21 protein-coding genes and 2 riboswitches are annotated in these 25,552 nt (G+C 63.5%); of the genes, 15 read left to right on the top strand and 6 right to left on the bottom strand.

Features of this window, described 5'->3' with window-relative positions; translation table 11 throughout:
- The first annotated feature begins 19 nt into the window (after nt 1-19).
- Entirely contained in the window at nt 20-241 is a 222-nt protein-coding gene (locus CQ020_RS08915; protein WP_105691524.1) for a hypothetical protein, read from the top strand.
- Nucleotides 242-282: 41 nt separating this feature from the next.
- Here the strand turns inward: CQ020_RS08915 and CQ020_RS08920 are convergent, their stop codons facing one another.
- From CQ020_RS08920 to CQ020_RS08940, 5 genes are all read right to left on the bottom strand, one after another.
- Nucleotides 283-2,445: a multicopper oxidase family protein gene (locus CQ020_RS08920; RefSeq protein ID WP_105691525.1), complete on the bottom strand. Its 2,163-nt coding sequence runs from the start codon at nt 2,443-2,445 to the stop codon at nt 283-285.
- A gap of 12 nt (nt 2,446-2,457) precedes the next feature.
- Nucleotides 2,458-2,931, bottom strand: coding sequence for a hypothetical protein (locus CQ020_RS08925; RefSeq protein WP_105691526.1), 474 nt, complete (start codon nt 2,929-2,931; stop codon nt 2,458-2,460).
- Between the two features lie 208 nt (nt 2,932-3,139).
- Nucleotides 3,140-4,798, bottom strand: a complete 1,659-nt coding sequence (locus CQ020_RS08930; protein ID WP_024819800.1) for a DNA repair helicase XPB — start codon at nt 4,796-4,798, stop codon at nt 3,140-3,142.
- 13 nt (nt 4,799-4,811) lie between these two features.
- Nucleotides 4,812-7,277 (bottom strand): helicase-associated domain-containing protein, encoded by a 2,466-nt coding sequence (locus CQ020_RS08935; RefSeq protein ID WP_105691527.1) that lies wholly within the window; start codon nt 7,275-7,277, stop codon nt 4,812-4,814.
- A 53-nt stretch (nt 7,278-7,330) separates the two neighbouring features.
- Nucleotides 7,331-7,546 (bottom strand): hypothetical protein, encoded by a 216-nt coding sequence (locus CQ020_RS08940; protein ID WP_105691528.1) that lies wholly within the window; start codon nt 7,544-7,546, stop codon nt 7,331-7,333.
- 258 nt (nt 7,547-7,804) lie between these two features.
- On the opposite strand from CQ020_RS08940, the gene CQ020_RS08945 reads away from it, so the two are divergent.
- From CQ020_RS08945 to CQ020_RS08955, 3 genes are read left to right on the top strand one after another with little or no spacing between them, the layout of a single operon-like run.
- Nucleotides 7,805-8,188: a cold-shock protein gene (locus tag CQ020_RS08945; protein ID WP_024819803.1), complete on the top strand. Its 384-nt coding sequence runs from the start codon at nt 7,805-7,807 to the stop codon at nt 8,186-8,188.
- An 8-nt stretch (nt 8,189-8,196) separates the two neighbouring features.
- A complete protein-coding gene (locus tag CQ020_RS08950; RefSeq protein WP_105691529.1) occupies nt 8,197-8,802 on the top strand; it encodes a DUF3027 domain-containing protein in 606 nt (201 codons plus the stop codon).
- 43 nt (nt 8,803-8,845) lie between these two features.
- Nucleotides 8,846-10,156 (top strand): MFS transporter, encoded by a 1,311-nt coding sequence (locus tag CQ020_RS08955; protein ID WP_105691530.1) that lies wholly within the window; start codon nt 8,846-8,848, stop codon nt 10,154-10,156.
- Nucleotides 10,157-10,222: 66 nt separating this feature from the next.
- On the opposite strand, the gene serC is transcribed toward CQ020_RS08955, so the two are convergent.
- Nucleotides 10,223-11,353, bottom strand: a complete 1,131-nt coding sequence (gene serC, locus CQ020_RS08960; RefSeq protein WP_105691531.1) for a phosphoserine transaminase — start codon at nt 11,351-11,353, stop codon at nt 10,223-10,225.
- A gap of 293 nt (nt 11,354-11,646) precedes the next feature.
- Here serC and CQ020_RS08965 point away from each other — a divergent pair, with 293 nt between their 5' ends.
- The 11 genes from CQ020_RS08965 to CQ020_RS09010 all read left to right on the top strand — a co-directional run bounded on the left by CQ020_RS08965 (nt 11,647) and on the right by CQ020_RS09010 (nt 25,539).
- Entirely contained in the window at nt 11,647-12,342 is a 696-nt protein-coding gene (locus CQ020_RS08965; RefSeq protein WP_024819807.1) for a metal-dependent transcriptional regulator, read from the top strand.
- Nucleotides 12,343-12,524: 182 nt separating this feature from the next.
- Nucleotides 12,525-12,766, top strand: a riboswitch (cyclic di-AMP (ydaO/yuaA leader).
- Nucleotides 12,767-12,770: 4 nt separating this feature from the next.
- Nucleotides 12,771-13,607, top strand: a complete 837-nt coding sequence (locus CQ020_RS08970; RefSeq protein WP_024819808.1) for a M23 family metallopeptidase — start codon at nt 12,771-12,773, stop codon at nt 13,605-13,607.
- Between the two features lie 138 nt (nt 13,608-13,745).
- Nucleotides 13,746-13,915, top strand: a riboswitch (cyclic di-AMP (ydaO/yuaA leader).
- A 4-nt stretch (nt 13,916-13,919) separates the two neighbouring features.
- Nucleotides 13,920-14,663 carry a C40 family peptidase gene (locus tag CQ020_RS08975; RefSeq protein ID WP_258141792.1) on the top strand — a complete coding sequence of 248 codons (744 nt, stop codon included), beginning with the start codon at nt 13,920-13,922 and terminating at the stop codon, nt 14,661-14,663.
- A gap of 87 nt (nt 14,664-14,750) precedes the next feature.
- Nucleotides 14,751-15,548, top strand: coding sequence for an NlpC/P60 family protein (locus CQ020_RS08980; RefSeq protein ID WP_105691533.1), 798 nt, complete (start codon nt 14,751-14,753; stop codon nt 15,546-15,548).
- A 704-nt stretch (nt 15,549-16,252) separates the two neighbouring features.
- Nucleotides 16,253-16,753, top strand: a complete 501-nt coding sequence (locus tag CQ020_RS08985; protein ID WP_024819811.1) for an HNH endonuclease — start codon at nt 16,253-16,255, stop codon at nt 16,751-16,753.
- A gap of 43 nt (nt 16,754-16,796) precedes the next feature.
- Nucleotides 16,797-17,450 carry a molybdenum cofactor guanylyltransferase gene (locus CQ020_RS08990; protein ID WP_219844501.1) on the top strand — a complete coding sequence of 218 codons (654 nt, stop codon included), beginning with the start codon at nt 16,797-16,799 and terminating at the stop codon, nt 17,448-17,450.
- Between the two features lie 19 nt (nt 17,451-17,469).
- Nucleotides 17,470-17,757, top strand: coding sequence for a DUF6457 domain-containing protein (locus tag CQ020_RS24320; RefSeq protein WP_219844500.1), 288 nt, complete (start codon nt 17,470-17,472; stop codon nt 17,755-17,757).
- Nucleotides 17,754-19,112 carry a molybdopterin molybdotransferase MoeA gene (locus CQ020_RS08995; protein ID WP_105691534.1) on the top strand — a complete coding sequence of 453 codons (1,359 nt, stop codon included), beginning with the start codon at nt 17,754-17,756 and terminating at the stop codon, nt 19,110-19,112. Before CQ020_RS24320 ends, CQ020_RS08995 begins: the two co-directional genes overlap by 4 nt.
- A gap of 51 nt (nt 19,113-19,163) precedes the next feature.
- Nucleotides 19,164-21,470 carry an FdhF/YdeP family oxidoreductase gene (locus CQ020_RS09000; RefSeq protein ID WP_181151820.1) on the top strand — a complete coding sequence of 769 codons (2,307 nt, stop codon included), beginning with the start codon at nt 19,164-19,166 and terminating at the stop codon, nt 21,468-21,470.
- A 1-nt stretch (nt 21,471) separates the two neighbouring features.
- Nucleotides 21,472-22,380 (top strand): formate dehydrogenase accessory sulfurtransferase FdhD, encoded by a 909-nt coding sequence (gene fdhD, locus CQ020_RS09005; RefSeq protein WP_105691536.1) that lies wholly within the window; start codon nt 21,472-21,474, stop codon nt 22,378-22,380.
- 129 nt (nt 22,381-22,509) lie between these two features.
- The gene (locus tag CQ020_RS09010; protein WP_105691537.1) at nt 22,510-25,539 is read left to right on the top strand and encodes a glycoside hydrolase family 38 C-terminal domain-containing protein; all 3,030 of its coding nucleotides are present in this window, start codon (nt 22,510-22,512) and stop codon (nt 25,537-25,539) included.
- Nucleotides 25,540-25,552: the final 13 nt, after the last annotated feature.

Below are 25,552 nucleotides of genomic sequence, written 5' to 3' on the forward strand. Positions count from 1 at the left end.
CCCGTTCCACACTTTAAACATGGCAAACACAGCAGCTCCCGCAAACATCCACCAGAACCGCACCAGTGACGTCGAGTTCCATGTGACCTATCTGGATGCCGATTCGGGCCGCATCCGGCGCGAAGACTTTGAAGACCTGGCCGCAGCCGAACGGTTCGCCAGTGCACAGCTCCGCGATGAGGACTCCTGGGCCGTGGTGGACCACGTCAAACTCGAGATCACCAGCCGGATGGTCGCCTAAGGCTCACGCCTCTCAAGCCAGCTCACACCTCTCAGCCCGGCTCACTCAGGCCGGTTGTGTGACTGGCCGCCATGCACGAACGGTGATGATACTCCCTGGTACTTCAGGAGCATCATCATCCCCTCGGCCGCGTGGTCCAGATTGTGGCAGTGGTCCATCCAGATACCGGGGTTGTCGGCGTGAAGCAGCAGTTCCCACACCTCGCCTGGCAGCACATCCACGGTGTCCAGGGTGAGCGGTGATCCGCTGGGGACTACGCCGTTCCGGCTCAGAACCTGCACATGGTGACCATGCGGGTGCATCGGATGTGGCTCTGAGGTCCGGTTCACTACAGTTACCTTCACGGTGTCGCCCTCAGCCACCTCAATGGACGGAACCAGCGGATACGCTGCCCCGTTCACGGTGAAGGCATACCGGGGAACCCCGTCAACAAAACGGAACTGCCGGTCCAGCACCATCACCTCTTCCCGGGTGATCGGGCGGACAGGCTCTGAATCAGTACGTTCCTGGATCAGCGGGTTGCCAGGATCCAGCGCGTTGCCAGGATCCAGCGCGTTGCCAGGCACCAGCAGGTTGCCAGGGTCCACCGGCTCGGCACTTTCCAGGGGTTTGCCATACCCCAGGAGGTCGAGCACGGGTGCGGTGGTAAAAATACCTGCTGGCACCTTCTCCGGAGTCACATCATCAGGATCTGCGGCCGCTGAACCAGGCGGAGCAATGATGACGACCGCCCCGGCCGCCGCGTCCGAACGCACGGTGACCGGCGAGGCGGGCATGGTGAAGGCAATGTCCACGCGCCCACCGGCGCCAAGACGGACCAGTTTGCCGGCGACTTCCTGGGGCTGATTCACCTCTGTCCCATCCACCGCCACGGCTTTGAAGGCCGTGCCCTGGATCAAGTACCGCTGCTGCACGGAATCGGTGTTGATGAGCCGCACCCGCACGGTGGAGCCCGGTGTGGCGGTGTGCACGCTGCCACGGTCTGAGGAGCCCAGCAACCCCAGACCGCTGAGGTCGTGCCCCGCCACCACAATGTCCGTATCAGCACGGGCAGAGGTGGGGTGGTGCACGACGAATGTGCCGTAGAGGCCCTTACGGACCCCCTCGGCCGAATCTTGGTGGGTGTGGTACCAGTAGGTGCCTGATTGGGCGGCTGTGAAGCGGTAGGTCATGGACTCTCCGGGCATCACGGCGTCCTGTGTAGCCCCGGCCACCCCGTCCATGGCGTTGGGGACGTCGTAACCGTGCCAGTGGAGTGTTACGCCCGCTGCCACGTCGCGGTTGTTGAGCACCACCTCCATCACTTCGCCTACTTGGGCCTCCAAGGCAGGGCCGGGCAGGCTGCCGAAGGTCCAGGCATCCGTGGTCTGCCCGGATGGCAGCGTGACCTGTTCCATCCGCGCCGTCAGCTCGTAATGCCGGACCACAGCGTCGGGTGAGGCATCTCCGACGAGGCTGGTCACCGGCGTCGGATCCTTCACTGTGACGCCGGTACCGCCGTGATGACCGACGGCGGCAGCAATGGTGGCGCCGTCGGCCGAGCGGCTCCCAAGCCAGGCAAAGACCCCCGAGCCCAAAGCGGTACAGATCATCAGACCGGCCACTGCAGCAGCAGCCGTCGGACGCCTGCCGACGCTAGCGGAGCCGCCGCGCGGTGTGGCAGGTCCGCGCGGTGTGACTTGTCCTAACCGTGGAAACAGCGCGAGCCTGGCGATCACCACAGATGCCGCCATCATGAACAGCAGCACAGCGAGGCTCCATGGAGAAGGGAATGGACCCAGGATGAACGTCAGCGCCAGTGACGCAATGGCTGACGCGGCAGCCGTCACCATGGCCAGGACAGCCCACTCGCGGGATGGTCCGGAACGCCCTGGACCGTTGGGGACGGGTTTGGAGCCGGTGTTCCGCCTCCTCAGCAAGAACGGAACACCGGCCGTCGCGGCCCAAGCCGCGGGGATGGCGGTCAGAGGCACGTTGATGGTTGTGCGTTCGCTGGCAAACCACCAACTGCCCGCCACCAAAGCGGGAAGCAATGCGTACCGTCCCACTGTCACTGCGACGGCTGTAACCAATAACAGCAAGGCCACGTCAATCCGGCGGGACCTGTCCCTCAAAGACGCGGTCATCCATGCGGCGCTGATCCACGCGCCGGCCGAGAGGACGGACAGCAGCAGATCGACCGCCAGCAGCTGCGAGGTGTTCACAGCTGCAGGTGCTCAGGCGGTGCTGGGCGACGTGGAAGCATCCGAAGAGGCAGCCTTGGGAGGCAGCGGCTGGGGGTTGAGGGCGGCCACTCTGGCGCGCTTGAACAACCAATAGGACATGAAAATCATCATCGCGCCAACGATCGGGTGGATGGCGACCACCCAGGAGCCCGCCGGAGTGATGAACTCCGGTGAGGAACCGGTCAACATGCCGCCGATGATGAAGATGAACAGCTGAAGCCAGGTCAGTAGGAAAATGCCTGCGGCCAACCAGATGGTGCGGGATCCAACCTTGGCAATGGCCGCCACGATCGCGGCCAGCAACGCTGCGTACCGCAGCACATATTGGCCGTTGATGGCATGGTAGACGCCCGCTTCACGCTGGGCTTCGATGGTGTTTTGGAAGTGGAAGTATCCGGCGAAAAACAGCTGTGCGAGTGCTGACAACAGGACTATCGCGGAAAGGACCAGGAGGGCTTTGCGCATGGGGAATCCTCTGGTAATCAATTCACAGATTCTTCAAGGCCTTCAAACCGCCGGCTCCCTGGCTGCGGGCTTCCCCCACTGCCGACGGCTGGCCGCCAGGCTGCCTGGACCAGGGGCAACCATTAAGGGCGGAGAGCTTCACTAGGAATCGTAAAGTTGCTGGAGTTCAATAGCAAGAGTCCTGAGGAAGATAGTTCCGGCGGGCTTGCTACTGCTCCTGCCCAACGTCCTTGCCTATGTCTTTGGCGTCCATGATTCGGTAGGCGTAGCCCTGTTCAGCCAGGAATCTTTGGCGTTTCGCCGCGAAATCCTGGTCCAGCGTGTCCCGAGCCACCAGAGAGTAGAACCGGGCTGCGCGGCCGTCCTTCTTGGGTCGCAGGAGGCGTCCCAACCGCTGGGCTTCTTCCTGCCGTGAGCCAAAGGAACCTGAGACCTGGATGGCGACGGACGCTTCAGGGAGGTCGATGGAGAAGTTGGCCACTTTGGACACCACCAAGGTGGTAATTTCACCTTTGCGGAACGCGTCGAAGAGTTTCTGCCGTGCCTTGACGCTGGTTTCGCCTTTGATGAGGGGAGCGTCCAGGCGTTCGGCGATCTCATCCAGTTGATCGATGTATTGGCCGATGACCAGGAGCTGCTCACCTTTGTGGACTGCTACGAGCTCTTCAACCAGGTTGGTCTTGGTCTCCGACGTGGCGCAGAGCCGGTACTTGTCGGCGTCTTCGGCCATGGCGTAGGCCACGCGCTCGTCCCTGGGGAGGTCAACACGGACCTCAACACAGTCGGCAGGGGCAATGTAACCCTGTGCCTCAATGTCCTTCCAGGGGGCGTCGTACCGTTTTGGTCCGATCAGGCTGAACACTTCGCCTTCACGTCCGTCCTCCCGCACCAGCGTTGCCGTGAGGCCAAGCCGACGCCGGGCCTGCAGATCCGCCGTCATGCGGAAGATCGGGGCGGGCAGCAAATGGACTTCGTCATAGATGATCAAGCCCCAGTCGTGGCCGTCCACAAGTTCCAGGTGCGGGTAGAGGCCGCCGCGCTTGGTGGTGAGGACCTGATAGGTGGCAATAGTGACAGGCCGGACTTCTTTGACGGCACCGGAGTATTCGCCAATCTCGTCTTCGGTCAGCGAGGTCCGCTTGAGCAGTTCATCCTTCCACTGCCGGGCAGAGACGGTGTTGGTGACCAGGATGAGCGTGGTGGTGGAGGACGTGGCCATCGCTGCCGCGCCTACCAGCGTCTTTCCCGCACCGCAGGGAAGCACGACGACGCCGCTGCCGCCGGCCCAGAAGTTCTCCGTGGCCAGCTTTTGGTACGGACGCAGCTGCCAGCCGCTTTCGTTCAACATGATGAGGTGTGGTTGCCCGTTCACGTAGCCGGCCAGGTCCTCCGCGGGCCATCCCAGTTTGAGGAGCAACTGCTTCAACTGTCCGCGCTGGGAGGAGTGCACCACCACGGTTTCGCCGTCGATCCGCGGCCCCAGCAGGGGAGCGATCTTCTTGGCGCGTATGACTTCCTCCAAAACGGGGTAGTCATCGGTCCGCATCACCAGTCCGTGCTGGGGGTCCTTCTCAAGCCTCAACCGGCCGTAGCGGGACATGGTCTCTTCAACATCGATCAGCAGGGCGTGGGGGACGGGGAAGCGGGAGTACTTCAGGAGGGTATCGAGCACCTGCTCCGCATCCAGCCCTGCAGCCCGGGCATTCCACAGACCCAGGGGCGTCAGCCTGTAGCTGTGCATATGTTCGGGGGCGCGCTCCAGTTCGGCGAAGGCGGCGATTGCGTGCCGGGCCTCGGTGGCCAGTTCATGGTCCACTTCCAGGAGGATGGTCTTGTCACTTTGTACGATCAGCGGACCGTCGGTCACTGTTGAGTCCTTTTCACGAGCGCAGCTCTCCTGCGGGTTCCACATCAATGATCCGGTGGATGGATAGCACCCGTTCGGTGTCCTTGGCAGGATCGAACACCCTGACGCGCCCACCGGAGACGGATACAGGAACAACGGTTTCAGTGTTGGCATTCCCCAGGCTGTCCACCACGTTCATGGTGACCGCTTGTTTGAGCCGGATGGCCGTTTGCAGGGTCTCCAAGCCGAGCTGGGTTGACGCCTCGCCGGTAGTCTCCGCCGGGACCGCACGGTGTTGCCGCAGGACAGAAAGCTGTGCCTCGACGTCGTCCTCCGGCGGAGCCGTTCGGGGCGCGGTGTAAACCGGGCGGGCGCTCCCGGGCAGAGCCGTGGTTCGTTTGAAACGCACGACGGCGGTTTCGGCCTCCTGCACGGCAGGCGAGAGTCCCAGCTCGCGAAGGACACGTGCAGTTTCGCGCGGGCTGGCAGAGGAGGTCAGGACAGTGGGTGCAATGCGGACCAAGCTCAAAGCCGATGTCCGGGCTTCGCGTAGAAGATCGGTAATGGCCGTTTCATCGTCGCTCTGGATGAAGCTGGCACTCGTGCCGATCCGAAGGCGGCCGTGCCGGGAAGCTGTGTCCTGGACGAGGTACTCCAAAGGTTGGGGCACGTCCGTGGCCGAATGCTCACGGAGGAACGCCAACAGCGATTCCGCATCCTGTCCGGCGTCGAGCGCCCTCCGGATGGAGGTGGCCGAGAACCGGTAGATCGACGCCGGCCCCTGGCCTTCGGCGTCGGCCATCAACACCAGCGTTTCGCTCAGTTCGGGGGCGAGGTATCCGGGGGCCACAGCCGTGAGATCGGCCTGGAGAAGGATGTGGTTCACGGCAGCCGGCAAATGCTCACCAAGGATGGTCATGGCCTTTTCCGGCTGGCCATCAGCCATGGCAGAACCGAGCTGCGTCAACGCTCCGGATCCCATCAGGCCCAGGAGCGTGGCTTCTTCAAGGATGCCGCGGACCAGGGAACTGAACCGGCGGGACATCCGCGGCTGGGCCCACTCGGCCCGCTGCAGCACAGCTCTTGCATCCAGGACGGGCGCTTTGCCATCAGGGGCTGCAGCCTCCGCCGTGAGCTCATTCAAAATTTCCAGGACCCGACGGCGGACCACCGGGGCGTCGGGCCGTTGCGCTTCTGCGGACAGAGCGTTGATTGTGGTGCCGGCTGCCCCTTGGTGCGCGGCCGACGACGACGGGCCGGTGAGGGGCTGCCCCACCAGGGAAGGGGCCCGCTCGCTGGCCAGCCAGGCATTGACCAACCATAGCCACTGTTCCTGGCGGGGCAGGTTGAGCCATTCGAGGGAGGGCGGTTGTACCCACGTGGAGCTGTCCACATCCAAACGGAGCAGCCCGGCCATGGCGCACAATTCCAGGAGGACGGCCGTCTCATGGACGCCCAAACGGATGGATTCCGCTAAACGCCGCAGCTCGCGCACACCCACACCGCCGCTCCGGAGCGTAGCCAGGGGTTGTTCCCGGACGGCAAACAACAGCTCGGCAGTCAGCCGCAGGATTTCGGCGATGGCCCCCATGGCCGCATTGCGTCGCAACGCCGCACTCGTATGGCCGAGTTCCGGAACGGGCGGGGTCAGCATGAAGTCATCCACGATCGCACCCCCGCGCAAGGCAAGACCCACACTGTGGGGCAGCTCCACATGGCCGGCGTCCAGGGGCACCAGCAAACCGCGGGCCAACAGCCAATCGATAGGGCCGACGTCGTGACTTTCGTGGGTGACCGAAGCGCGGCGCTGTGCTTGAGGTACTGCGCCCATGGCCCAGCTGCCGAACTTGTCCAACAAGCCCACCGTCCGGTCCGGGGCAGTGGCGAGGATGGCGCGCAGACCATCAGGGGTAGAGGTCCACCGTTGAAGGGCGAGGGCTGCATCCATCGGTGTACTGGCGGGGTGGATGCCCTCGCCGCTTTGATGAAGCTCGGCCACTAACTGCACTACCCGCTGGGCAAACGCCGGCTGAAGCCGCACAAGTTCGGTGTAGCTCCGGCCCAGACCCGCCGGGTAGATTCCGATCACGTCCTTGAGGCTGCCCACCGGAAGGTAAAAGCGCTGACGGGACGAGGTCACCGGCGATCCCGCGGGCGGATCTGCCCTATGGACCAGCGCCAACTCCTGCAGCTTTGCGAGGATGGGATCCAGTGCCGAAAGAGTGGAACCGGCAATGACCTTCTTCAGCCCGGCCGCCGAAATACTGTGGCCGGTATCGGCATTGGTGCACAGGTGAAGTGTTTCCAGTACCTGCATCTCAGGCTTGTTCAACCGTTCCAAGGCCCGCTGGACGCTGACCCGGGCGCTGGCCCTCGCAGCCAGGGCTGCGAAGTCGGGAGCCATGGGGGAGATGAGGTCCGGCCGCGCGGCAAACAAGGCCCGCAGCGAATCGTCGCTGCGCGCTTCAAGTTCCTTGCTGAGCGCGCGTATAAGGGACATCAATCCAACGTTACCGCCCCGGGGCCGCTGGTGCCCGCCGGTGGAGCCGGAGGTTACTGCCGGCGGCGCTGGCGAACAGCGTCAAGGACCAGAATGATGGCCAGCATGAAGGCCACCGGCAGTCCGTAAAGGGCCGTCCAGGTCACCCATACCGGCGCCACGCCCTCATTCAAAGCCACAGCCATGACCGTGCCAACGGCTGCCAGGGAGATGACGGCAATGACGGCGGCGATGATCATGAGGGGGCGGCGGTAACCCGGGGAAGTCATGGACACAACGCTAGCAGCAGCCCGTGGGAGGACTCATGCCCGCACCATTGCTGCCGCTCTTGTCTTGTTCGGGCATGGCGTGTGTCTTGTTCGGGTGCTGCGTGATCGCGGCAAAGCGGGAATAGGGGGTCCGGCAGGATAACCTTGAAGGAACAGACCAACACGGACCGGGCTGTCACCCTCGATCCCGCAGATCCCTGCGGATGCGGTGATGGGCCCGACGTGTCTCCCACAGCAAGAACGAAGAAGGTTGATTACGTGCCTACCGGCAAGGTCAAGTGGTATGACAAGGAAAAAGGCTTCGGCTTCCTCGCAGCTGAAGACGGCCAGGAAGTTTTCCTGCCCAAAACATCCCTGCCCGCGGGCATAACAGAACTCAAAGCCGGAACCCGGGTTGAGTTCGGTGTGGCTGACGGCCGCCGTGGAGCACAGGCACTGGGACTTCGTGTCCTGGAGAAGACGCCCTCCATTGCCAAGGCCAAGCGCATGAACGCCAAGGACCTCGCACCCATGGTGCAGGACCTGGTCACGGTGTTGGACAACCTCTCCGGCTCCTTGTCTTCAGGCAAGTACCCCGACGGCAACAAGGCCAAGGCCATCAGCCTGGCATTGCGCAAGGTTGCCGACGAGCTGGAAGCTTAGGACCGGCCATGACATCGGAATCCGCACAGGACACCAAGGCCGGCCCTGAGGCTGCCCAGGCTCCTGGAAACGGGGACGCCCCCGCGCGGAAGTCCGGCGCGGTCAAATCCCGCACCGGTTTACCCGTGTGGCGCACCGGCAAACCGGATGCGTTCCTGGCCGCCGCCGTCGATGCTGCCCGTGTTGCAGTTGAAGGCATCGCCAACCCGGGTGAAGTCGGGGCGCACCTTGGCGCCAAGTCGGAGGGCGACCGTGTGGTGACCCACCTGTTCGAGTCCCGGCTCGCCGGCTACGGCGGCTGGCAGTGGTACGCAGTGGTGACCCGCAACTCGCGCTCGAAGATCGTGACGGTGAGCGAGCTCGGTTTGCTGCCGTCGGAGGATTCCATCCTGGCTCCGGAGTGGGTGCCGTGGGCCAAGCGCGTCCGTCCCGAGGATGAGACGCCGCTGGTGGAAGAGACCGTTGAGGACGTCACGGAAGAGTCCGTGCAGGCCGCTGAAGATGAAGCCACCGAATCCGCCGACGCGGCTGCGGATACCGACGAAGACGACGCTGACGCAGCCGAAAACTTCGACGGGGACGAAGCTGATGACGACGAAACCGGGGCTGAATAGGCATTGCGGAAACCCGGGGTGACCACAGTGAAGGCGGACGCTGATGTCCACCTTTAGGTCACTCGGAATCCTCAACTACCGCATCTGGTTCTTCGGTGCGCTGATCTCCAACATCGGCACCTGGATGCAGCGGACGGCGCAGGACTGGTTGGTCTTTGACCACTTGACCGCGCACGACGCCGGGGCCATGGGCATTACCCTGGCACTCCAACTCGGTCCCCAGCTTTTCCTTGCTCCGTGGGCGGGGCTTCTGGCCGACCGTTACAGCCGGCGGAAGCTCCTGCTCATCACCTTGGTGGCCATGGCCCTCCTCAGCACGGGGCTGGGCGTGTTGGTACTGCTGGGCGTCGCTGAACTCTGGCACGTCTACCTCTTCGCCCTCATGCTCGGAATTGTCACTGCCGTGGACGCCCCCGTCCGGCAGACCTTCGTCTCCGAACTGGTCACCGACGATTACCTGCCCAACGCGGTTGCGCTCAACAGCGCCTCCTTCAACGTGGCCCGGATGATCGGCCCCGCTGTTTCCGGTGTTTTGACGGTGGTGGTAGGCCCTGGCTGGGTGTTCCTTATCAACACCTTGTCCTTCGTGGCCATGCTCTGGGCTCTGAAACTCATTCCGGCGTCCTCGCTCCGCATCCAACCCCGGGCGGCCGCGGGCAAAGGGCGCATCCGGGAGGGTTTACGGTACGTCAAGAACAGGCCGGACATCCAAGTGGTCTTGGTGGCGATCTTCATTGTGGGCACGTTCGGGCTCAACTTTCCCCTGTTCATTGCCGCGATGGTGGGGACCCAATTCGGCATGGACGCAGGCGCATTCGGAGCGCTGAACTCGGTCATGGCCATAGGCTCGGTGACAGGTGCACTGTTGGCTGCCAGACGCGGCAGGCCGCGGCTCAGGCTGATCTTCGGGGCCGCTGGCGGCTTCGGTGTTGCCAGCGCACTGGCCGCGCTGGCACCCAACGCCCTGCTTTTCGGGCTGGCCCTGATTCCTTGCGGACTCTTCGCGCTCACCCTGATCACCAGCGCCAACGGCTACGTACAATCCACCACGGAGGCTGTGATGCGCGGGCGGGTCATGTCCCTCTACATGGCCATCTTCATGGGCGGCACCCCCATCGGGGCGCCGTTGGTGGGCTTGGTGGCGAACGTCGGCGGCCCACGCTGGGCCGTTGGCGTCGCAGCGGCGGCCGGCGTCAGCACCGCCGTCGTGGGTTTGCTGTGGATTATCCGCGCGAAGCAGCTGCGGCTGCGCTTTGACAGGCGGGCCCGTGGACTGAAGCACTTCCGGGTGGAGTCGCTGCTTGCTCGTCCGGAAACTGACGACGACGGCGACGCACGCCGGCAGGGCGGGTAACGCGTTTTAAACGGCGGCGGCGCCGTCCGGTAACTACCCGCACGACGCCGCCCGCAGCTTGTGGTGCTACTTCTTCAGTTCGCCCACCACGTAGTCGATGCTGGCGAGCAGCGCGGAAACGTCGTCCGGCTCGATGGCGACGAACGTGGCAATGCGGAGCTGGTTGCGGCCGAGCTTGCGGTACGGTTCGGTGTCCACCACGCCGTTGGCACGCAGGACCTTGGCGATGGCTGCGGCGTCAATGGAGTCGTCGAAATCGATGGTGGCGATGACGTTGGAGCGGTCTTCGGCGTTGGCGACGAAAGGCGTTGCGTACTCTGAGGCCTCAGCCCAGGAGTAAATGCGGTTGGCGGAATCTGCCGTGCGCTTGCTGGCGAAGTCCAGGCCGCCATTGCTGTTGAGCCACTGCACCTGGGCATCCAGGGTCACCAAGGTGGAGAGCGACGGGGTGTTGTACGTCTGGTTCAGCTTGGAGTTGTCAATGGCGGTCTGCAGGTCCAGGAAGTCAGGGATCCAGCGGCCGCTGGCTTTGATGCGGGCTGCGCGCTCCAAGGCGGCGGGGGAGAAGAGACCAAGCCACAGTCCACCGTCGGAGGCGAAGTTCTTCTGCGGGGCGAAGTAGTAAACGTCCGACTCGGCGACATCAACGTCCAGTCCGCCGGCCGCTGAAGTAGCGTCCACCAGGACGAGGGAGCCCTCGTCAGCACCCTGGACCCGCTTCACGGGAGCAGCTACACCCGTTGACGTTTCGTTCTGCGGCCAGGCGTAGACGTCAACGCCGGCTTCGGCCTGTGCCACCGGGCGGGTTCCGGGTTCGGCCTTGATGATGGAGGAAGCATCAAGGAAGGGTGCCTTGTTGGTGGCGGAGGCGAACTTGGAACCGAACTCACCGAAGGAGAGGTGCTGTGCCTTCTTCTCCACCAAGCCAAACGCAGCCACATCCCAAAACGCCGTTGAACCGCCAACGCCGAGAACAACTTCATAGCCTTCCGGAGCGCGGAAGAACTGGCTGAGTCCTTCACGGACCGAACCCACCAGGTTCTTGACAGGAGCCTGGCGGTGGGAGGTACCGAGGATGGTGGACGATGCTGCAGACAACGCCTCGATCTGTTCCGGGCGAACCTTGGACGGTCCCGCGCCGAAGCGTCCGTCCTTGGGCAGCAGGTCGGCGGGAATGGTGATGCTGTTGTCGCTCACGTGGCGCTCCAATGGGTGTCGGCTAGAGATGGGAGGTGGCATGGGACATCAACTGCCCCTTCGACACCCCAATTCTGCCTGACACGGCCCGGGCGCAGGAACCTGTGGCCGTCATAGTCCGCCACGTGGAATGCGGGCTCACCGAATGCGACCGGAATTATCCAGAGTAATTCCAAATAAGCTAGGCTGGGGGTTGGCGTTCAGGGGGCGGCGGTGCACACCGTCCGCCCTGGCAAGGGACGCGGTACGGTGGAGATTACGCAAGGAACTGCGTTCGAGGAGAGCTGAGCTGGATGACGGATCTGATCGATACCACTGAGATGTATCTTCGGACCATTTTGGAGCTTGAAGAGGAAAACATTGTGGCTCTCCGGGCCCGCATCGCCGAGCGCCTGCGTCACTCCGGGCCCACTGTTTCCCAGACCATTGGACGCATGGAGCGCGATGGCCTGGTGATTGTGTCCAACGACCGCCACTTGGAACTGACAGAGGTGGGCCGGAAGCGCGCCACCGAAGTCATGCGCAAGCACCGGTTGGCGGAGCGCCTGCTTGCTGACGTCATCGGGCTGGACTGGGCCTATGTTCACGATGAAGCGTGTCGCTGGGAGCATGTCATGAGCGAGCGTGTGGAGCGCAGGCTCTACGAGCTCCTGGAGCACCCCACAGAATCGCCTTACGGCAATCCCATCCCCGGACTGGAAGCGCTCGGCGGCCTTGCCAGCCAGCCCTTCCCGCGGCTCGATGTCAACCTGCTTCAGGCCATGGACGGATATGCCACCGACTCGCGCGTGGTGGTCAGCCGGCTCGCGGAGCCCATCCAGGTGGAGCCGGAGCTCCTTACCCAGCTGGACGAAGGCGGAATCCGCCCGGGGGCAAGTGTCTCGCTGGAACGCGTAGGCGAGTACATTTCGGTCCGGGTTCCCGGAATTGAAGGGGCCCTGGAATTGCCTCCCGAGGTGGCCTCGCACGTCTTCGTCTCCGTCAGCTGACCCGAGCCGGGCCGCACCGTGTCAAACCTCACTTCCGTGCCCTTTCTGCGCGTGTGACCTGCGGTTTTCCGAAAAAGATGATAAAGGCCTTCCGTGCTGAGTGCGTTCCTGTTGATAACGAATTTATTACCGAAGGCCTTAATCCCCTATAGTTATCTACTAGCGCCGATACCAAAGCGTTACCTGATCCGGAGCCGAGCTCTGCCAGCGGATCAGGTGTGTCACCCACCACTGGCAGAGGCGGGGGAACCACAAGCGGCTGTCTAAAGAAGCAGCCTTGGGGTGAAGTCCGCAGCAGAAGTGCCCACGTATACAAGTCCCTCTTGGGATACCTGTGTGCCGTGAGCGCCTCGTGCGGACCGGGTCTTTGTACTCTCTGACCCGAATCCGACAGCTAACTTCGCAGGCTTTTGAGAGAGGAACAGAGTTTGACATCGCAGAACGTCAGGGGCCGCCGCCGTGCGTCCGGCCCCGCTGCTGAGCTGCGGCCAGCCACCGTCGTAACGGAGATCCGGCCCCGTGACACCGAGCGTCAGGTGCGCCGCCGTAAGAGCCCGCTGCGCCAGGTTGCCGACTTCGCCGCCGCCAGCGGCGTCGGGCAGAAGGCCGGTGTCGCGCTTGCCGCCACCGGACTCGCCCTGACTGTCGGCCTGCCGGCCACCAGCCCGGTCATGGCCACCTCGGAATCAGGCCAGACCGAATCCGCCCTCGCTGTTGCAGCCCCCGCCGGCAGCCAGCCAGAGGTTTCCGCTGCCGCCTCGGCCAAGATCGACTTCAGCCGCGCCGCCGTCGCTACTGCCGCTGACCCCGATGGGAAGCTGAAGCAGCTGCTCAGCGCCCAGTCGGCTGGAAGCATCCAGCGCGCCTCATCAGTTGGCACCATGGCCAGCCCGCTCGACTCGCTCGCCACGGCATCCCCCTTCGGCTACCGCGTCAGCCCCCTCACGGGCGGCGCCGGCGACTTCCACCGGGGCCAGGACTTCGTGGCCCAGTGCGGCACCGCTGTGCACGCAGCAGCCACCGGCAAGGTCACCTTTGCCGGATGGCACGAGTACGGCGGAGGCAACCGCGTGGTCATTGACCACGGCAACGGCCTCGAAACCACGTACAACCACCTGTCGTCATTCACTGTCCAGGTGGGCCAGACCGTCAACCGCGGCGATACCGTCGCGCTGAGCGGCACCACGGGCGCTTCCACCGGCTGCCACCTCCACTTTGAGGTCCAGGTCAACGGTGAAGTAGTAGACCCCATGGGCTGGCTCTAAGCCAGATGATGGTCGCCTCTCGCATTTGCGGGACGCCCCGTGACCTGAATGTGACATTCGCGTTCAACTGTTGTAGCGTACAGAGCGCATCGGCTTTTTAGGGGGCCGGTGCACTTGAGTGGATTGCCTAGCTCTGCCACCGCTCAAGGTCCGTTCGCATAAATCGTCTGGCAGGGGCGGGGGAACCACTTCTGGTCTTCGAGAGAAGGCCTTGGGGTTAAGTCGCAAAACTTCCTTTGGAAGCAGCGCGGCCGGATGACTCCCATCCGAATCCGACAGCTCACCTCGCAGGCATTGGGAGAGGCTACCTACGTGTCATCACGCACTACCCCTGCGCGCCATCGCGCCCAAACGGTTCGTACGAACCCGTTGAACACGCTTTCCAAGGCTGTTTCCTCCAACGCCGGAACCGTAGGCCGTCAGGCCGTCGTTCTGGCCGCAGCCTCAGGCCTCGTCCTCACCGTCGGATTGCCCGCACACGCAGCAGACGCCGACGTTTCCAAGACCGAAGCCTCCAGCACCCAACAGCTGGTTGTTACGGCAGTGGTCACCGCAGAGCCAACAGCCACCGTTTCCTTCGAGAGCCCCACCGTGGCCACCAAGGAAGCCCCCAAGGTAGTCCAGCGCGCAGCCCAGGTTACTGAGCGTGCAGCGGCCACCACCGAAGAAGCTTCTGAAGCCGTGACGGCGAAGTCCTCCGAAGCCAAGGATCCGGCTGCCAGTGCAGCTGCCTCCGGCCTGGCCGCCATTGCCTACACCGGAATCGGCTCTCCCTACGTTTGGGGCGGAACAACTCCCAACGGTTGGGATTGCTCCGGCTTCACCCAGTGGGTCTACGCGCAGGCTGGCATCAGCATCCCCCGCGTGAACGCCTGGACGGCCATGACGCCCACCAGCACCCCTTCTCCCGGCGACCTCGTCATGCAGAACGGCGGAGCCCACGTGGGCATCTACGTCGGCAACGGCATGATGATCAGCGCTTTGAACCCCGGTCAGGGAACGCTGCTGCACTCCGTAGCTTCCACCGGCACTTCCTCGTTCTACACCCTCCGCTAAATAACCCGGTTCGGGGTAGGCCGGCATGCCGGCCAACCCACTACCCGAGTGCACCCCAACTGCATTCGGATACGAAAAGAGAAAATCATGACCAGTGCAAACAAGCTTGCACGGCACCGCGCTGAGGCCCCTAAGACCAGCTCGCTTGCCGTCATTGCCAAGGCTGTCAGCTCCAACGCCGGCGGCGTCGGCCGTCAGGCAGCAGTAATTGCCGCAGCTTCAGGCCTGGTCCTGACCAGTGGCATCGCAGCAAACGCTGCCGACACCAACGTTGATCGCGAATCGACCTCCACGTCCACCTTGGACGTCCAGTCGGTAGTCCAGGCCACCATCGCCGCGGACTCCACTGTGGCGATCTCCTACGAGCGCCCCGTGGTCACCACGGTGGAAGCCCCCGCTCCCGTAGTAGTGGAAGAAGCACCGGCCAAGGTTGAATCGAAGGTCGAAGCCAAGGAAGCAACCGCTGTAGCCGCCAAGGCCGCTCCTGCAGCCAACGCTACTGTGGCAGTCAACAACGCAACTCCCGCCCCGGCTGCTCCGGCGGCCTCCAGCGGGCTCGGTGCCTCCATCGCTGCAGCTGCATACGCCCAGCTCGGCGTCACCCAGGACTGCACCATGCTGGTGACCAACTCCCTCGCGGCCGTGGGCATCAACTTCCACGACTGGCCTGCAGGCTACCTCTCCCTGGGCCGCACGGTCAGCGCAGCAGAAGCCCAGCCCGGCGACCTCGCCTACTACGCCAACGGTGGTTTGGCTGGCCAGGCCCACATCGCTGTATACGTCGGCAACGGCCAGGCAGTCCACGGTGGATGGAACGGATCCACCACGGCACTGTTCAGCGTGAACGTGGGCTCCGGCCCGGTTTTCATCCGCGTCAACGGCTGATACACCTTTTTCAGAACACCCCGCAGGCTTCGGCCGGCGGGGTGTTCTGTTTTAACCGCTGCCGACTTCCTGGGCACTGCCCTTAGGTTTGCCCCGCTTTCGGGGCCGGTCACAGCGGGTCTCTGCTCGCCGCCGTCGGGGGCAGGTGGTTGGTTGCGCCAACGCGTGCGGTCACCACCGACTTTGATCTTGGAAGCTGCCCGACACGCGCCTAATAGGGTGCGTTGCGGCCTATCTGCCGCCGAAGTAGGTGATGGCCGCACACGAACAGTCCTCGGTTCCACGCCCCAGCGCTTTAACCGCTGCCGACTTCCTGGGCACTGCCCTTAGGTTTGCCCCGCTTTCGGGGCCGGTCACAGCGGGTCTCTGCTCGCCGCCGTCGGGGGCAGGTGGTTGGTTGCACCAACGCGTGCGGTCACCACCGACTTTGATCTTGGAAGCTGCCCGACACGCGCCTAATAGGGTGTGTTGCGGCCTATCTACCTCCGAATTGGGTGATGGCCGCACCCCGCAGGCTTCGGCCGGCGGGGTGTTCTGTTTTAACCGCGCGTGAATTCTTGCCGACACTGTGAGCGAAACGACAGAAAAATTCGTTGATACGGCATATAAGTGCTTACCCTTATGGTGTCGATCCACAGCCCGTACAAGCAGAGGGCAGCCGGCCCTCGTGCCCCTGACGGGTGCGGCCGTGAAGAGGTACGTGCATGCGCACACTCGTTCTGAATGCTGGATATGAACCGCTGGCGGTAATAACATTCCGCCGGGCGCTGGTCCTTGTGCTGACCGGGAAAGCTAGCGTGGTGGCCGAAGGCGACGAGCCTGTCGTCGGGCCACAGGAGATCCTCGGAAGACCTTCCGTGATCCTTCTCAACCGCTACATCCGTCCCCGGTACAACAGGATTACCGCCGTGAGCCGTCGCGGGGTCCTTCGCCGCGACGGTCATCGCTGCGCCTACTGCGGGAAGACAGCCCACACCATAGACCACGTCCACCCCAAATCCAGGGGCGGCGCGGATTCCTGGGAAAACCTGGTCGCGGCGTGCTTGAAATGCAACAACGCCAAGAGTGACCACACGCTGGCAGAGATGGGTTGGAAACTCCGTTTCACGCCCGGCGTGCCCCAGGGAACCATGTGGCAGATCAAAGAACTCGAGAAACCTGCGCCGGACTGGGACCCGTTCCTGTTGCCGGAATCCGCTGCCTGATCGATTTCTGCTGGACTCCGTCCGTCCCGGGTAATCTGGGCAGATGGAGTTCAATGCCGTGATTTTGGCGGGTGGCAGGGCCACCCGCCTCGGTGGCGTGCCCAAGCCAACCTTGAAGTACGACGGCGACACCCTCCTTTCCCTTGCCCTGCACGCTGCCCGGGGTGCTTCTGCTGTAGTGCTGGTGGGCCCGGATGCACCCGGTTCAGGAGACGGCCGTGAGCAAGGCGCCGGTGGCCATGTACCAGACGGCGTCCGTCTGCCGGATTCCGTTCTGCGGACACGCGAAGAACCTGTCTTCGCTGGGCCGGCGGCAGCTATTGCGGCCGGTCTGGCTGCGCTGAAGAAAAATGGTCATAGTAGCCCATGGACGCTGGTGCTGGCCTGCGATATGCCGCATGCATCCCGCGGTGTTGGCCTCCTTTGGGCCGCACTGGAATCCAGTCCAGGGGTGGAAGGCGCCATGGCTGTCTCTCTGGACGGGCGGAAGCAACCACTCCTGGGGGCGTACGGAACAGCCGCCTTGGAAAGGGAAGTGGGCTTAGCGTCAGAAGGTTCCGGCCTAACGGACTCTTCAGTGTTCCGGCTGCTTGCTAGGCTGAACGTGCTGGACGTTGAGGTCCCCGCAGGGTCCACGGATGACGTGGACACCTGGGAGGACGCGGCGGCCTTGGGAATTAACTACGAGGGGCATTGACTACGAGGTGGAGGCGGACGTGAAGAGCCAGGAAGAGACGCTCGAGGAATGGTGCCGGACACTGCTTCAGGCTTTCGAGCTGGAGGGCGTGGAAGTGGACATCAACCAGGTCCTGGCGGTCGCCGGTGTTGCAGCGCACTCCGTGGTGCGCCCGGCCGCACCCTTGACTACATTTATTGCCGGATACGCGGCTGGCATGGCGCGGGGGATTGGCCAGGCCAGCGATGAGACGTCCATGAACGCTGCCTTGGAACTGGCCCGCAAAGTTTCCAAGGAGTACTCGGAGTCCGGGACCGGCACCGAATGACGGTGGCCCCCCACGAGGGCCATCACGCGGCACACACATGGCATGAGGCCCGGCAGCGCGCTTTCGATGCCGCGGCTCCCATTCCGTCAGGTCCCGTGCCGCTCAGTGCAGCCCTGGGGCGCACTTTGGCCTCGGACGCCCTGGCTGTGCAGGACATGCCGCACTACGCCTCGTCCGCTATGGATGGGTGGGCCGTCAACGGCAGCGGCCCGTGGATCCTCAGCGAGCCGGGGCAGAGGCTGGCACCTCACCAGGCGAGTCCCATTGTTACGGGTGGGCTGATACCGCCCGGCGCCAAAGCGGTGCTGCGGAGCGAGAGCGGCGTGATGACCACCGACGACGACGGCCTGCCGGTTCTTGCGCTGGGCGGCAGCGCCAAACCGGGGGAGCCCCGGAACGGTCAACACATCCGCAAAGCTGCAGAAGAGGCCGCCGAGGGTGACGTCCTGCTCAAGGCTGGGACGATGCTGAATCCGGCCCATATTGCTGTGGCAGCGCTGGCGGGCTTGGATCATCTTGAGGTTCTCGGAAAACCGTTGGTCCGTTTCTTGCTGACGGGTTCGGAAGTGGTATCCCATGGGGTTCCACGGCCCGGCCAGGTCAGGGATACTTTCGGCCCGCAACTGGGGGCCGTGGTGGAGCTTTTGGGCGGCATTGCCGGGGAACAGCTAAGGGTAGGTGACAGCTACGAAGAGTGGATTGACGCGCTCCAGGATACTGAGCCGACGCTGGGCGAACTGACACCCGAGGAACCGTACGTTGAAGCGGAACCGCCTGCCGACGTCGTTATTACTACGGGCGGAACGGGACGCTCGGGAACGGACCACCTTCGAAAAGCCGTCGCTGAACTGGGTGGCAGTTTGCTGATTGATGGCATTGCCATGCGTCCGGGACATCCGGCAGTGTTGGCGGAGCTGCCCGATGGCCGGTTTGTGTTGGGACTGCCGGGAAATCCCCTGGCCGCCATGATGGCTTTGTTCACCGTGGGGGCACCCCTGCTGGCTGCTTTGGGTCACGGCCGTTTGAAGGAGGTGGGTGAGGTGCCTTGCGGTACCACCCTTGATGCCGAGCCCGGGCGCACGCGCCTGATGCCATTCAAGCTGGTGTACGGACTGGCATCGCCGGCCCAACATGCAGGCCCTGGAATGATGCGTGGCCTGGCCGGCGCGGATGGGGTGATGGTGGTGCCGCCCCACGGAGTCCAGCTGGGTGAGATGGTGCCTGCGTTCGCACTGCCTTGGGGCAAAGCGCTGCCTGTGCCGAAGGCCCCGGAAGAGAAGGCGCGGAAAGCGGCACCACGGCAACAAAGGAAGGCTCCTTCCGGCCCGGTGGACTGGAGCGGGCTGGACGCTTGAAGCGTGTCATAAGGGGCTTTGGGTCTGGTGACAAAGTGCAATGATGGACTCATGAACAGGCATGCTCCCGAACAGGACATCAACGAAGATGACCTGCAGATCCACCCGCCCAAACAAGCTGCGGCAGGCCTCAAAGCTGTCACGGTGGCCCTCGAACGCGGCTACGCCCAAGCTGGTGTAGGCCGTACCGTGCGTTCCATGCTCAGGGTCAACCAGCATGACGGCTTCGATTGTCCGGGGTGCGCATGGCCGGAATCAATTACGGGCAGGCGTAGTCCCGCAGAGTTTTGCGAGAACGGCGCCAAAGCGATTGCCGAGGAGAGCACCACCCGGACGGTGGACGCCGAATTCTGGGCCAAGCATTCCCTCGCGGACCTTGAGGATAAGACCGAGTACTGGTTGGGAAGCCAGGGCAGATTGTCCGAGCCCGTGGTGATCAGACCGGGTGGCACCCACTATTCGCCCATCACGTGGGCTGACGCTTTTGCCTTGATCGGTGAACACATTAACGCCTCGACGCCGGACAAGTGTGTGTTCTACACCTCCGGCAGGACGGCCAACGAGACCGCCTTCATGTACCAGTTGTTTGCGCGAAGCCTCGGCACCAACAACCTTCCCGATTGCTCCAACATGTGCCATGAGTCTTCCGGCAGTGCCCTCAACCCCACCATCGGAATCGGAAAAGGCACCGTCTCGCTGGAGGACATCCACCACGCTGAGTTGGTCCTGGTGGTGGGCCAAAACCCCGGAACCAATCACCCTCGCATGCTCTCCGCCCTCCGTGACTGCAAGAATAACGGCGGCAAAATCATCGCGGTCAACCCGCTTCCCGAAGCCGGTCTCCTGAACTTCAAGGATCCCCAGTCCCTCAATGGTGTCATCGGTGGCGGCACCACCATCGCTGATGAGTTCCTGCAGATCAAGGTGGGCGGCGACCTCGCCCTGTTCCAGGCTTTGGGCCACCTGCTCCTGGAGGAAGAGAAGCGCAAGCCGGGGACCGTCGTCGACCATTCCTTTATTGATGAGCAGACCGAAGGCTTCACGGCTTACAAAGAAGCCAGATCGGTGCTGGACTGGGACGAAACGGAGCGGGCAACAGGGCTGAGCCGGGAAGAGATTACCCAGGCGGCCGCGATGATGGCGGCGTCAAAGGCAACCATCATCTGCTGGGCTCTTGGTTTGACCCAGCAGCCCCACTCGGTGGATACACTCCGGGAGATCATCAACCTCTTGCTGCTTCAGGGCAACTTCGGAAAGCGTGGAGCCGGTGCCTGCCCTGTCAGGGGCCACTCCAATGTTCAAGGCGACCGCACCATGGGCATTTGGGAGAAACCCAAGGAACCGTTCCTCTCGGCGCTGGATGCGGAGTTCGGCTTCCACATGCCGCGGGATCACGGCTACGACTCCGTGGAAACCCAGCACGCCCTGGAAAAGGGCGAGGTGGATGTTTTCGTCTCCATGGGCGGAAACTTCGCCGCGGCAGGATCGGACACGGCAGCCTTGGAGGAAGGCTTGAAGAAGGCTGGACTCACGGTCCATATTTCCACCAAGCCCAACCGCGCCCACGTGGTGCACGGCAAAACGTCCCTGATCCTGCCCACGCTGGGCCGGACGGATACTGATGACAAACACCCCAAGGGAAAGCAGTTCCTTTCGGTGGAGGACTCCATGTCCGTCATCCACAAAACCCAAGGCCGGCTGGAGCCTGTGTCCGAGCACCTTCTGAGCGAACCTGTGATTGTGGCCCGCATGGCGCAGGCGACGCTGGGGGACAACCACAGCGTGGACTGGCGTGCCATGGCCGAGGACTATGACGTCATCCGGGACCACATCTCGCGTGTCATTCCCGGCTTTGAGGACTTCAATGCCAGGGTTCGAACCAAGAACGGCTTCGTCCTCCCCAACCCGCCCCGGGATACCCGGACCTTCGCCACGGACATCGGCAAGGGACGTTTCTCCGTGCGCCCGCTGGAGTACCTTGAAGCACCGGCGGGCCACCTGATCCTGCAGACGGTTCGCAGCCACGATCAATACAACACCACGTTCTATGGTTTGGATGACCGGTATCGCGGCGTCTCGGAGGGACGGCGAGTGATCCTGGTCCACCCGGATGACCTGAAGGAACTGGGCTTCGAGGACCGGGATCTGGTGGATGTGATCTCCACCTTCGCGGGAACGGAACGGCGGGCCAACCAGTTCCGGCTCGTCGGGTACCCCACGGCCAAAGGCTGTGCCGCGGCGTACTTCCCGGAAGCCAACGCGCTGGTGCACCGCGAGCTCGTAGCCCGGGAGTCCAACACCCCCGGCTATAAAGCCATGACGGTGCGTTTCGTCAAGCATGAGGAGAACGGATCCTGATATGGGACGCGTAACCCAGCGCCGCAAGGTGCACAAGTTTGTTTTGGACGGCTCACCACAGGCATTGGAGCATCCCGTCCGTTTCAAGGAAGACGTCCTGGCCGTTGAGGAACCGCTGGAGATCCGCTTAGGCGAGATGTCGTTCTCCGTGACCATGCGGACCCCGGGAGACGACTTCGACCTCGTGGCAGGGTTCCTTGTGTCTGAAGGAATTATTTGGGAACCGGGTCAGCTGGTCTCGGAACGTTTCTGCTCCGGGGAAGACGAAAACGGTGTGCAGACCTTCAACGTGGTGGATGCGCAGCTCCGCCCGGATGTGGAACGGCCCGATACCGGCCGTAACGTCTACACCTCCAGCTCCTGTGGAATCTGCGGCACGGACTCGATCGAGGCTGTCCGCAAGTCCTCCCATCACAGCCCTCGGGAGGACAACGTTACGGTCCCTGTCCGGGCCTTGGCCGCACTGCCGGACCGCCTCCGTGAGGCGCAGGCGGTCTTTGATAAAACCGGTGGCGTGCACGCTGCTGGTCTCTTCAGGATTCACGACGACGGCAGCACCGAGCTGCTGTGCCTGCGGGAGGACGTAGGCAGGCACAATGCCGTGGATAAGGTGGTGGGCTGGGCCTTGCGCGCCGGGATGCTCCCGCTGAAGGGCACGGTGCTCCAGGTATCCGGCAGGGCTTCGTTCGAGCTCGTTCAGAAAGCGGCCATGGCGGGCATTCCTGTGCTGGCTGCCGTGAGCGCGCCGTCCAGCCTCGCTGCGGAGCTGGCGGAGGAAACGGGGATCACCCTGGCCGGCTTCAGCCGTGGGCACAGCCTCAACGTGTACGCCGGGCGGGACAGGGTAGTGGTGGACGCCCCGGATACGGACGCGCAGGCTGTGGGCGATAGTGCGCAGTCACTTGGCTAATAAGATGGAACAACGTAGATTTTATCCATCGATTGGAAGCCCGGCGATGCCACCTTCGCCGTCCGCGCCCAGCACTTAGGGGCCAGTTTACGAGACTTGCCACCCAGCGAACGCCCAAAGGGGAACTCATTGCACGACGACCGCCGGATCACTGAACAGCGTCTCGACCGATTTGTTCGGGAACGCATTCTTCCGGCTATTTACGGCCGGGCGATCCCGCTTCAGCTGAGCAGTTGGGATGTGCCGGGCGAACCCGTACCCGCCGCCGAAGCGCTACGCCAGGTCTTTGCGCCGCAGGAGCCCGGCGCTGCATGGGGCAAGGCCTGGAGCACCAAGTGGCTGCGCCTGCAGGGCGAGGTGCCCGAGGACTGGGGCATGGCTGAGTCCACCACAGTGGAGATCATTGTTGACCTTGGCTTCAACAGCGACGTTCCCGGGTTCCAGTGCGAAGGCACCGCGTGGCGTTCTGATGGAAGCATCATCAAGGCGATTTCGCCCCGGAATTACCACGTGCCGCTCAAACTTCTGGGCGGAGGCCACTCAGTGGACTTCTATGTGGAGGCCGCAGCCAATCCTGACGTCGCACAGGGGTGGTCGTTCGCGCCCACGCCCCTGGGGGACAAGGCCACCTCCGGGGAAGAGCCCCGGTACCGGTTTGGCCGGATCGCCATCGCTGAACTGAACGAAACCGTGTGGGAACTCAACCAGGACATCTGGACCCTCAGCGGCTTGATGCACGAACTTCCCATGGACATGCCGCGACGCCATGAGATCCTGCGGGCGCTGGAGCGCATGCTGGACGTGATGGACCCGGACGACGTCGCCGGAACCGCCGCCGCCGGCCGCGCAGAGCTGGCTCAGGTCCTCAGCCGTCCCGCATACGCCTCGGCCCACGAACTGCTGGCTACCGGCCATGCGCACATCGACTCCGCTTGGTTGTGGCCCGTTCGCGAAACCATCCGCAAGTGTGCCCGCACCTTCTCCAACGTGGTGGCCTTGATGGATGAAGACCCGGACTTTGTGTTCTCTTGTTCTTCGGCACAGCAGATGGCGTGGATGAAAGAGTTCTTCCCTGAGCTCTTTGTGCGCATCCGGGAAAAGGTGAAGGCCGGCCAGTTCGTTCCAGTGGGTGGCATGTGGGTGGAATCGGACACCAATATGCCAGGCGGCGAGGCCATGGCCCGCCAGTTCGTGGAAGGGAAGAGCTTCTTCCTGAACGAGTTCGGCATCGATTGCCAGGAGGCGTGGCTCCCCGATTCGTTTGGTTACTCCGGAGCCATCCCGCAGATCGTCAAGGAAGCCGGTTCGCGGTGGTTCCTCACCCAGAAGATCTCCTGGAACAAGGTCAACCGGATGCCGCACCACACCTTCGCCTGGGAAGGCATAGACGGCACCCGGCTGTTTACGCATTTCCCTCCGGTGGACACGTACAACGCTGAGCTGCACGGACGCGAACTGGCCCACGCAGAGCGCAATTACCGTGATCACGGCCGCGGGACCATGTCACTGGTGCCTTTCGGCTATGGTGACGGCGGTGGCGGACCTACTCGCGAAATGGTTGCCGCTGCGCACCGCACAGCGGACTTGGAAGGCTCCCCGAAGGTCCGAATGGGCACAGCCAGGGAATTCTTCACGAAGGCCGAAGCCGAGTACACCAAGCTGCCGGTCTGGGTGGGTGAGATGTACCTGGAGATGCACCGTGGGACGTACACCAGTCAGGCCAAGACCAAGCGCGGCAACCGTCGGAGTGAACACCTCCTGCGCGAAGCGGAGCTGTGGTGCGCCACCGCTGCCGTCCGCCTGGGCGGGGCCTACGCCTATCCCGCGGACGAGCTCAAACGACTCTGGCAGCTGGTTCTCCTCCAGCAATTCCACGACATCCTGCCCGGCAGCTCCATCGCGTGGGTCCACCAGGACGCTGAACGGAACTATGAAGCCATAGCCAGGGATCTTGAGGAAATCATCAGCGATGCAGCCCAAGCACTGGTAGGCGAGGGCGATCAACAGTTCCTGCTGAACGCCGCTCCGCATCCGCGTAACGGCGTCCCCGCGCTCGGGGCGGCCGGGGCAACGGAGCCCGGGTCCGGTGTTCAGGTGGACGAGGTCGACGACGGCTACGTCCTGGAAAACGGCATCATCCGTGCTGTCCTGAACCGGGACGGCCTGCTGACGTCGCTGGTGGACCACGCAAGCGGGCGGGACGCAATCGCCCCCGGACAAACCGGAAACCTCCTGGAGCTGTTCCGCGATACCCCGAACGAGTGGGACGCCTGGGACATCGAAGAGTTCTACCGCCGCAACGTCACGCCACTGGCCCAAGCGGATGCGATCGACATTGAGCGCTCGCCGGCGGCCGTCGTCGTGGTGGTCAAGCGCAAAGTGGGTGCCTCCACCATCACCCAACGCCTGACGCTCGACGCCGGTGCGGCGTCGCTGGGGATCAGCACCACAGTGGACTGGCAGGAACGCGAAAAGATGCTCAAGATCGCCTTCCCCTTGGATGTCAGGGCGGACCGGTCAGCGTCCGAGACCCAATTCGGCCATGTATTCCGCCCCACTCACACCAACACCTCCTGGGAAACAGCCAAGTTCGAGATCTGCGCGCACCGCTGGATCCACGTGGCTGAGCCCGGCTACGGGGTGGCAGTGAGCAACTCCTCCAGCTACGGTCACGACGTCACCAGGGCAGTCCGTGCCGATGGCGGAACCACGACGACGGTCCGCACCTCGCTGCTGCGCTCCGCCCGGTTCCCGGACCCCGAGGCAGACCGGGGCGAACACACGCTCGAGTTGTCCATCCGGCCCGGCGCTGCGATCGCTGACGCCGTGGAAGAGGGCTACCGCACCAACCTGAAGCCGAGGTTCATCACCGGCGGACGGCCTGTGGAACCGCTGCTTTCCGTGTCCAACCCCGGAATCGTGGTGGAGGCGGTGAAGCTGGCCGAGGACGGATCGGGCGATGTCATTGTCCGGCTCTATGAATCGTTGGGGGAGCGCTCAACAGGCCTCCTCACGGCCAATTTCGAATGCTCTGATGCGGTTGCCACGGACCTGCTGGAACGCCCCACGGAAGCTCCAGGCGTGACCGTGGAGACGGGCTCCGACGTCAAGCTGGTGCTCCGGCCCTTCCAACTGGTCACGCTGAGGCTTATTCGCTGAGGCCTATTCGCTG

The organism is Arthrobacter sp. MYb23, assembly GCF_002979775.1.
Classification (GTDB): domain Bacteria; phylum Actinomycetota; class Actinomycetes; order Actinomycetales; family Micrococcaceae; genus Arthrobacter.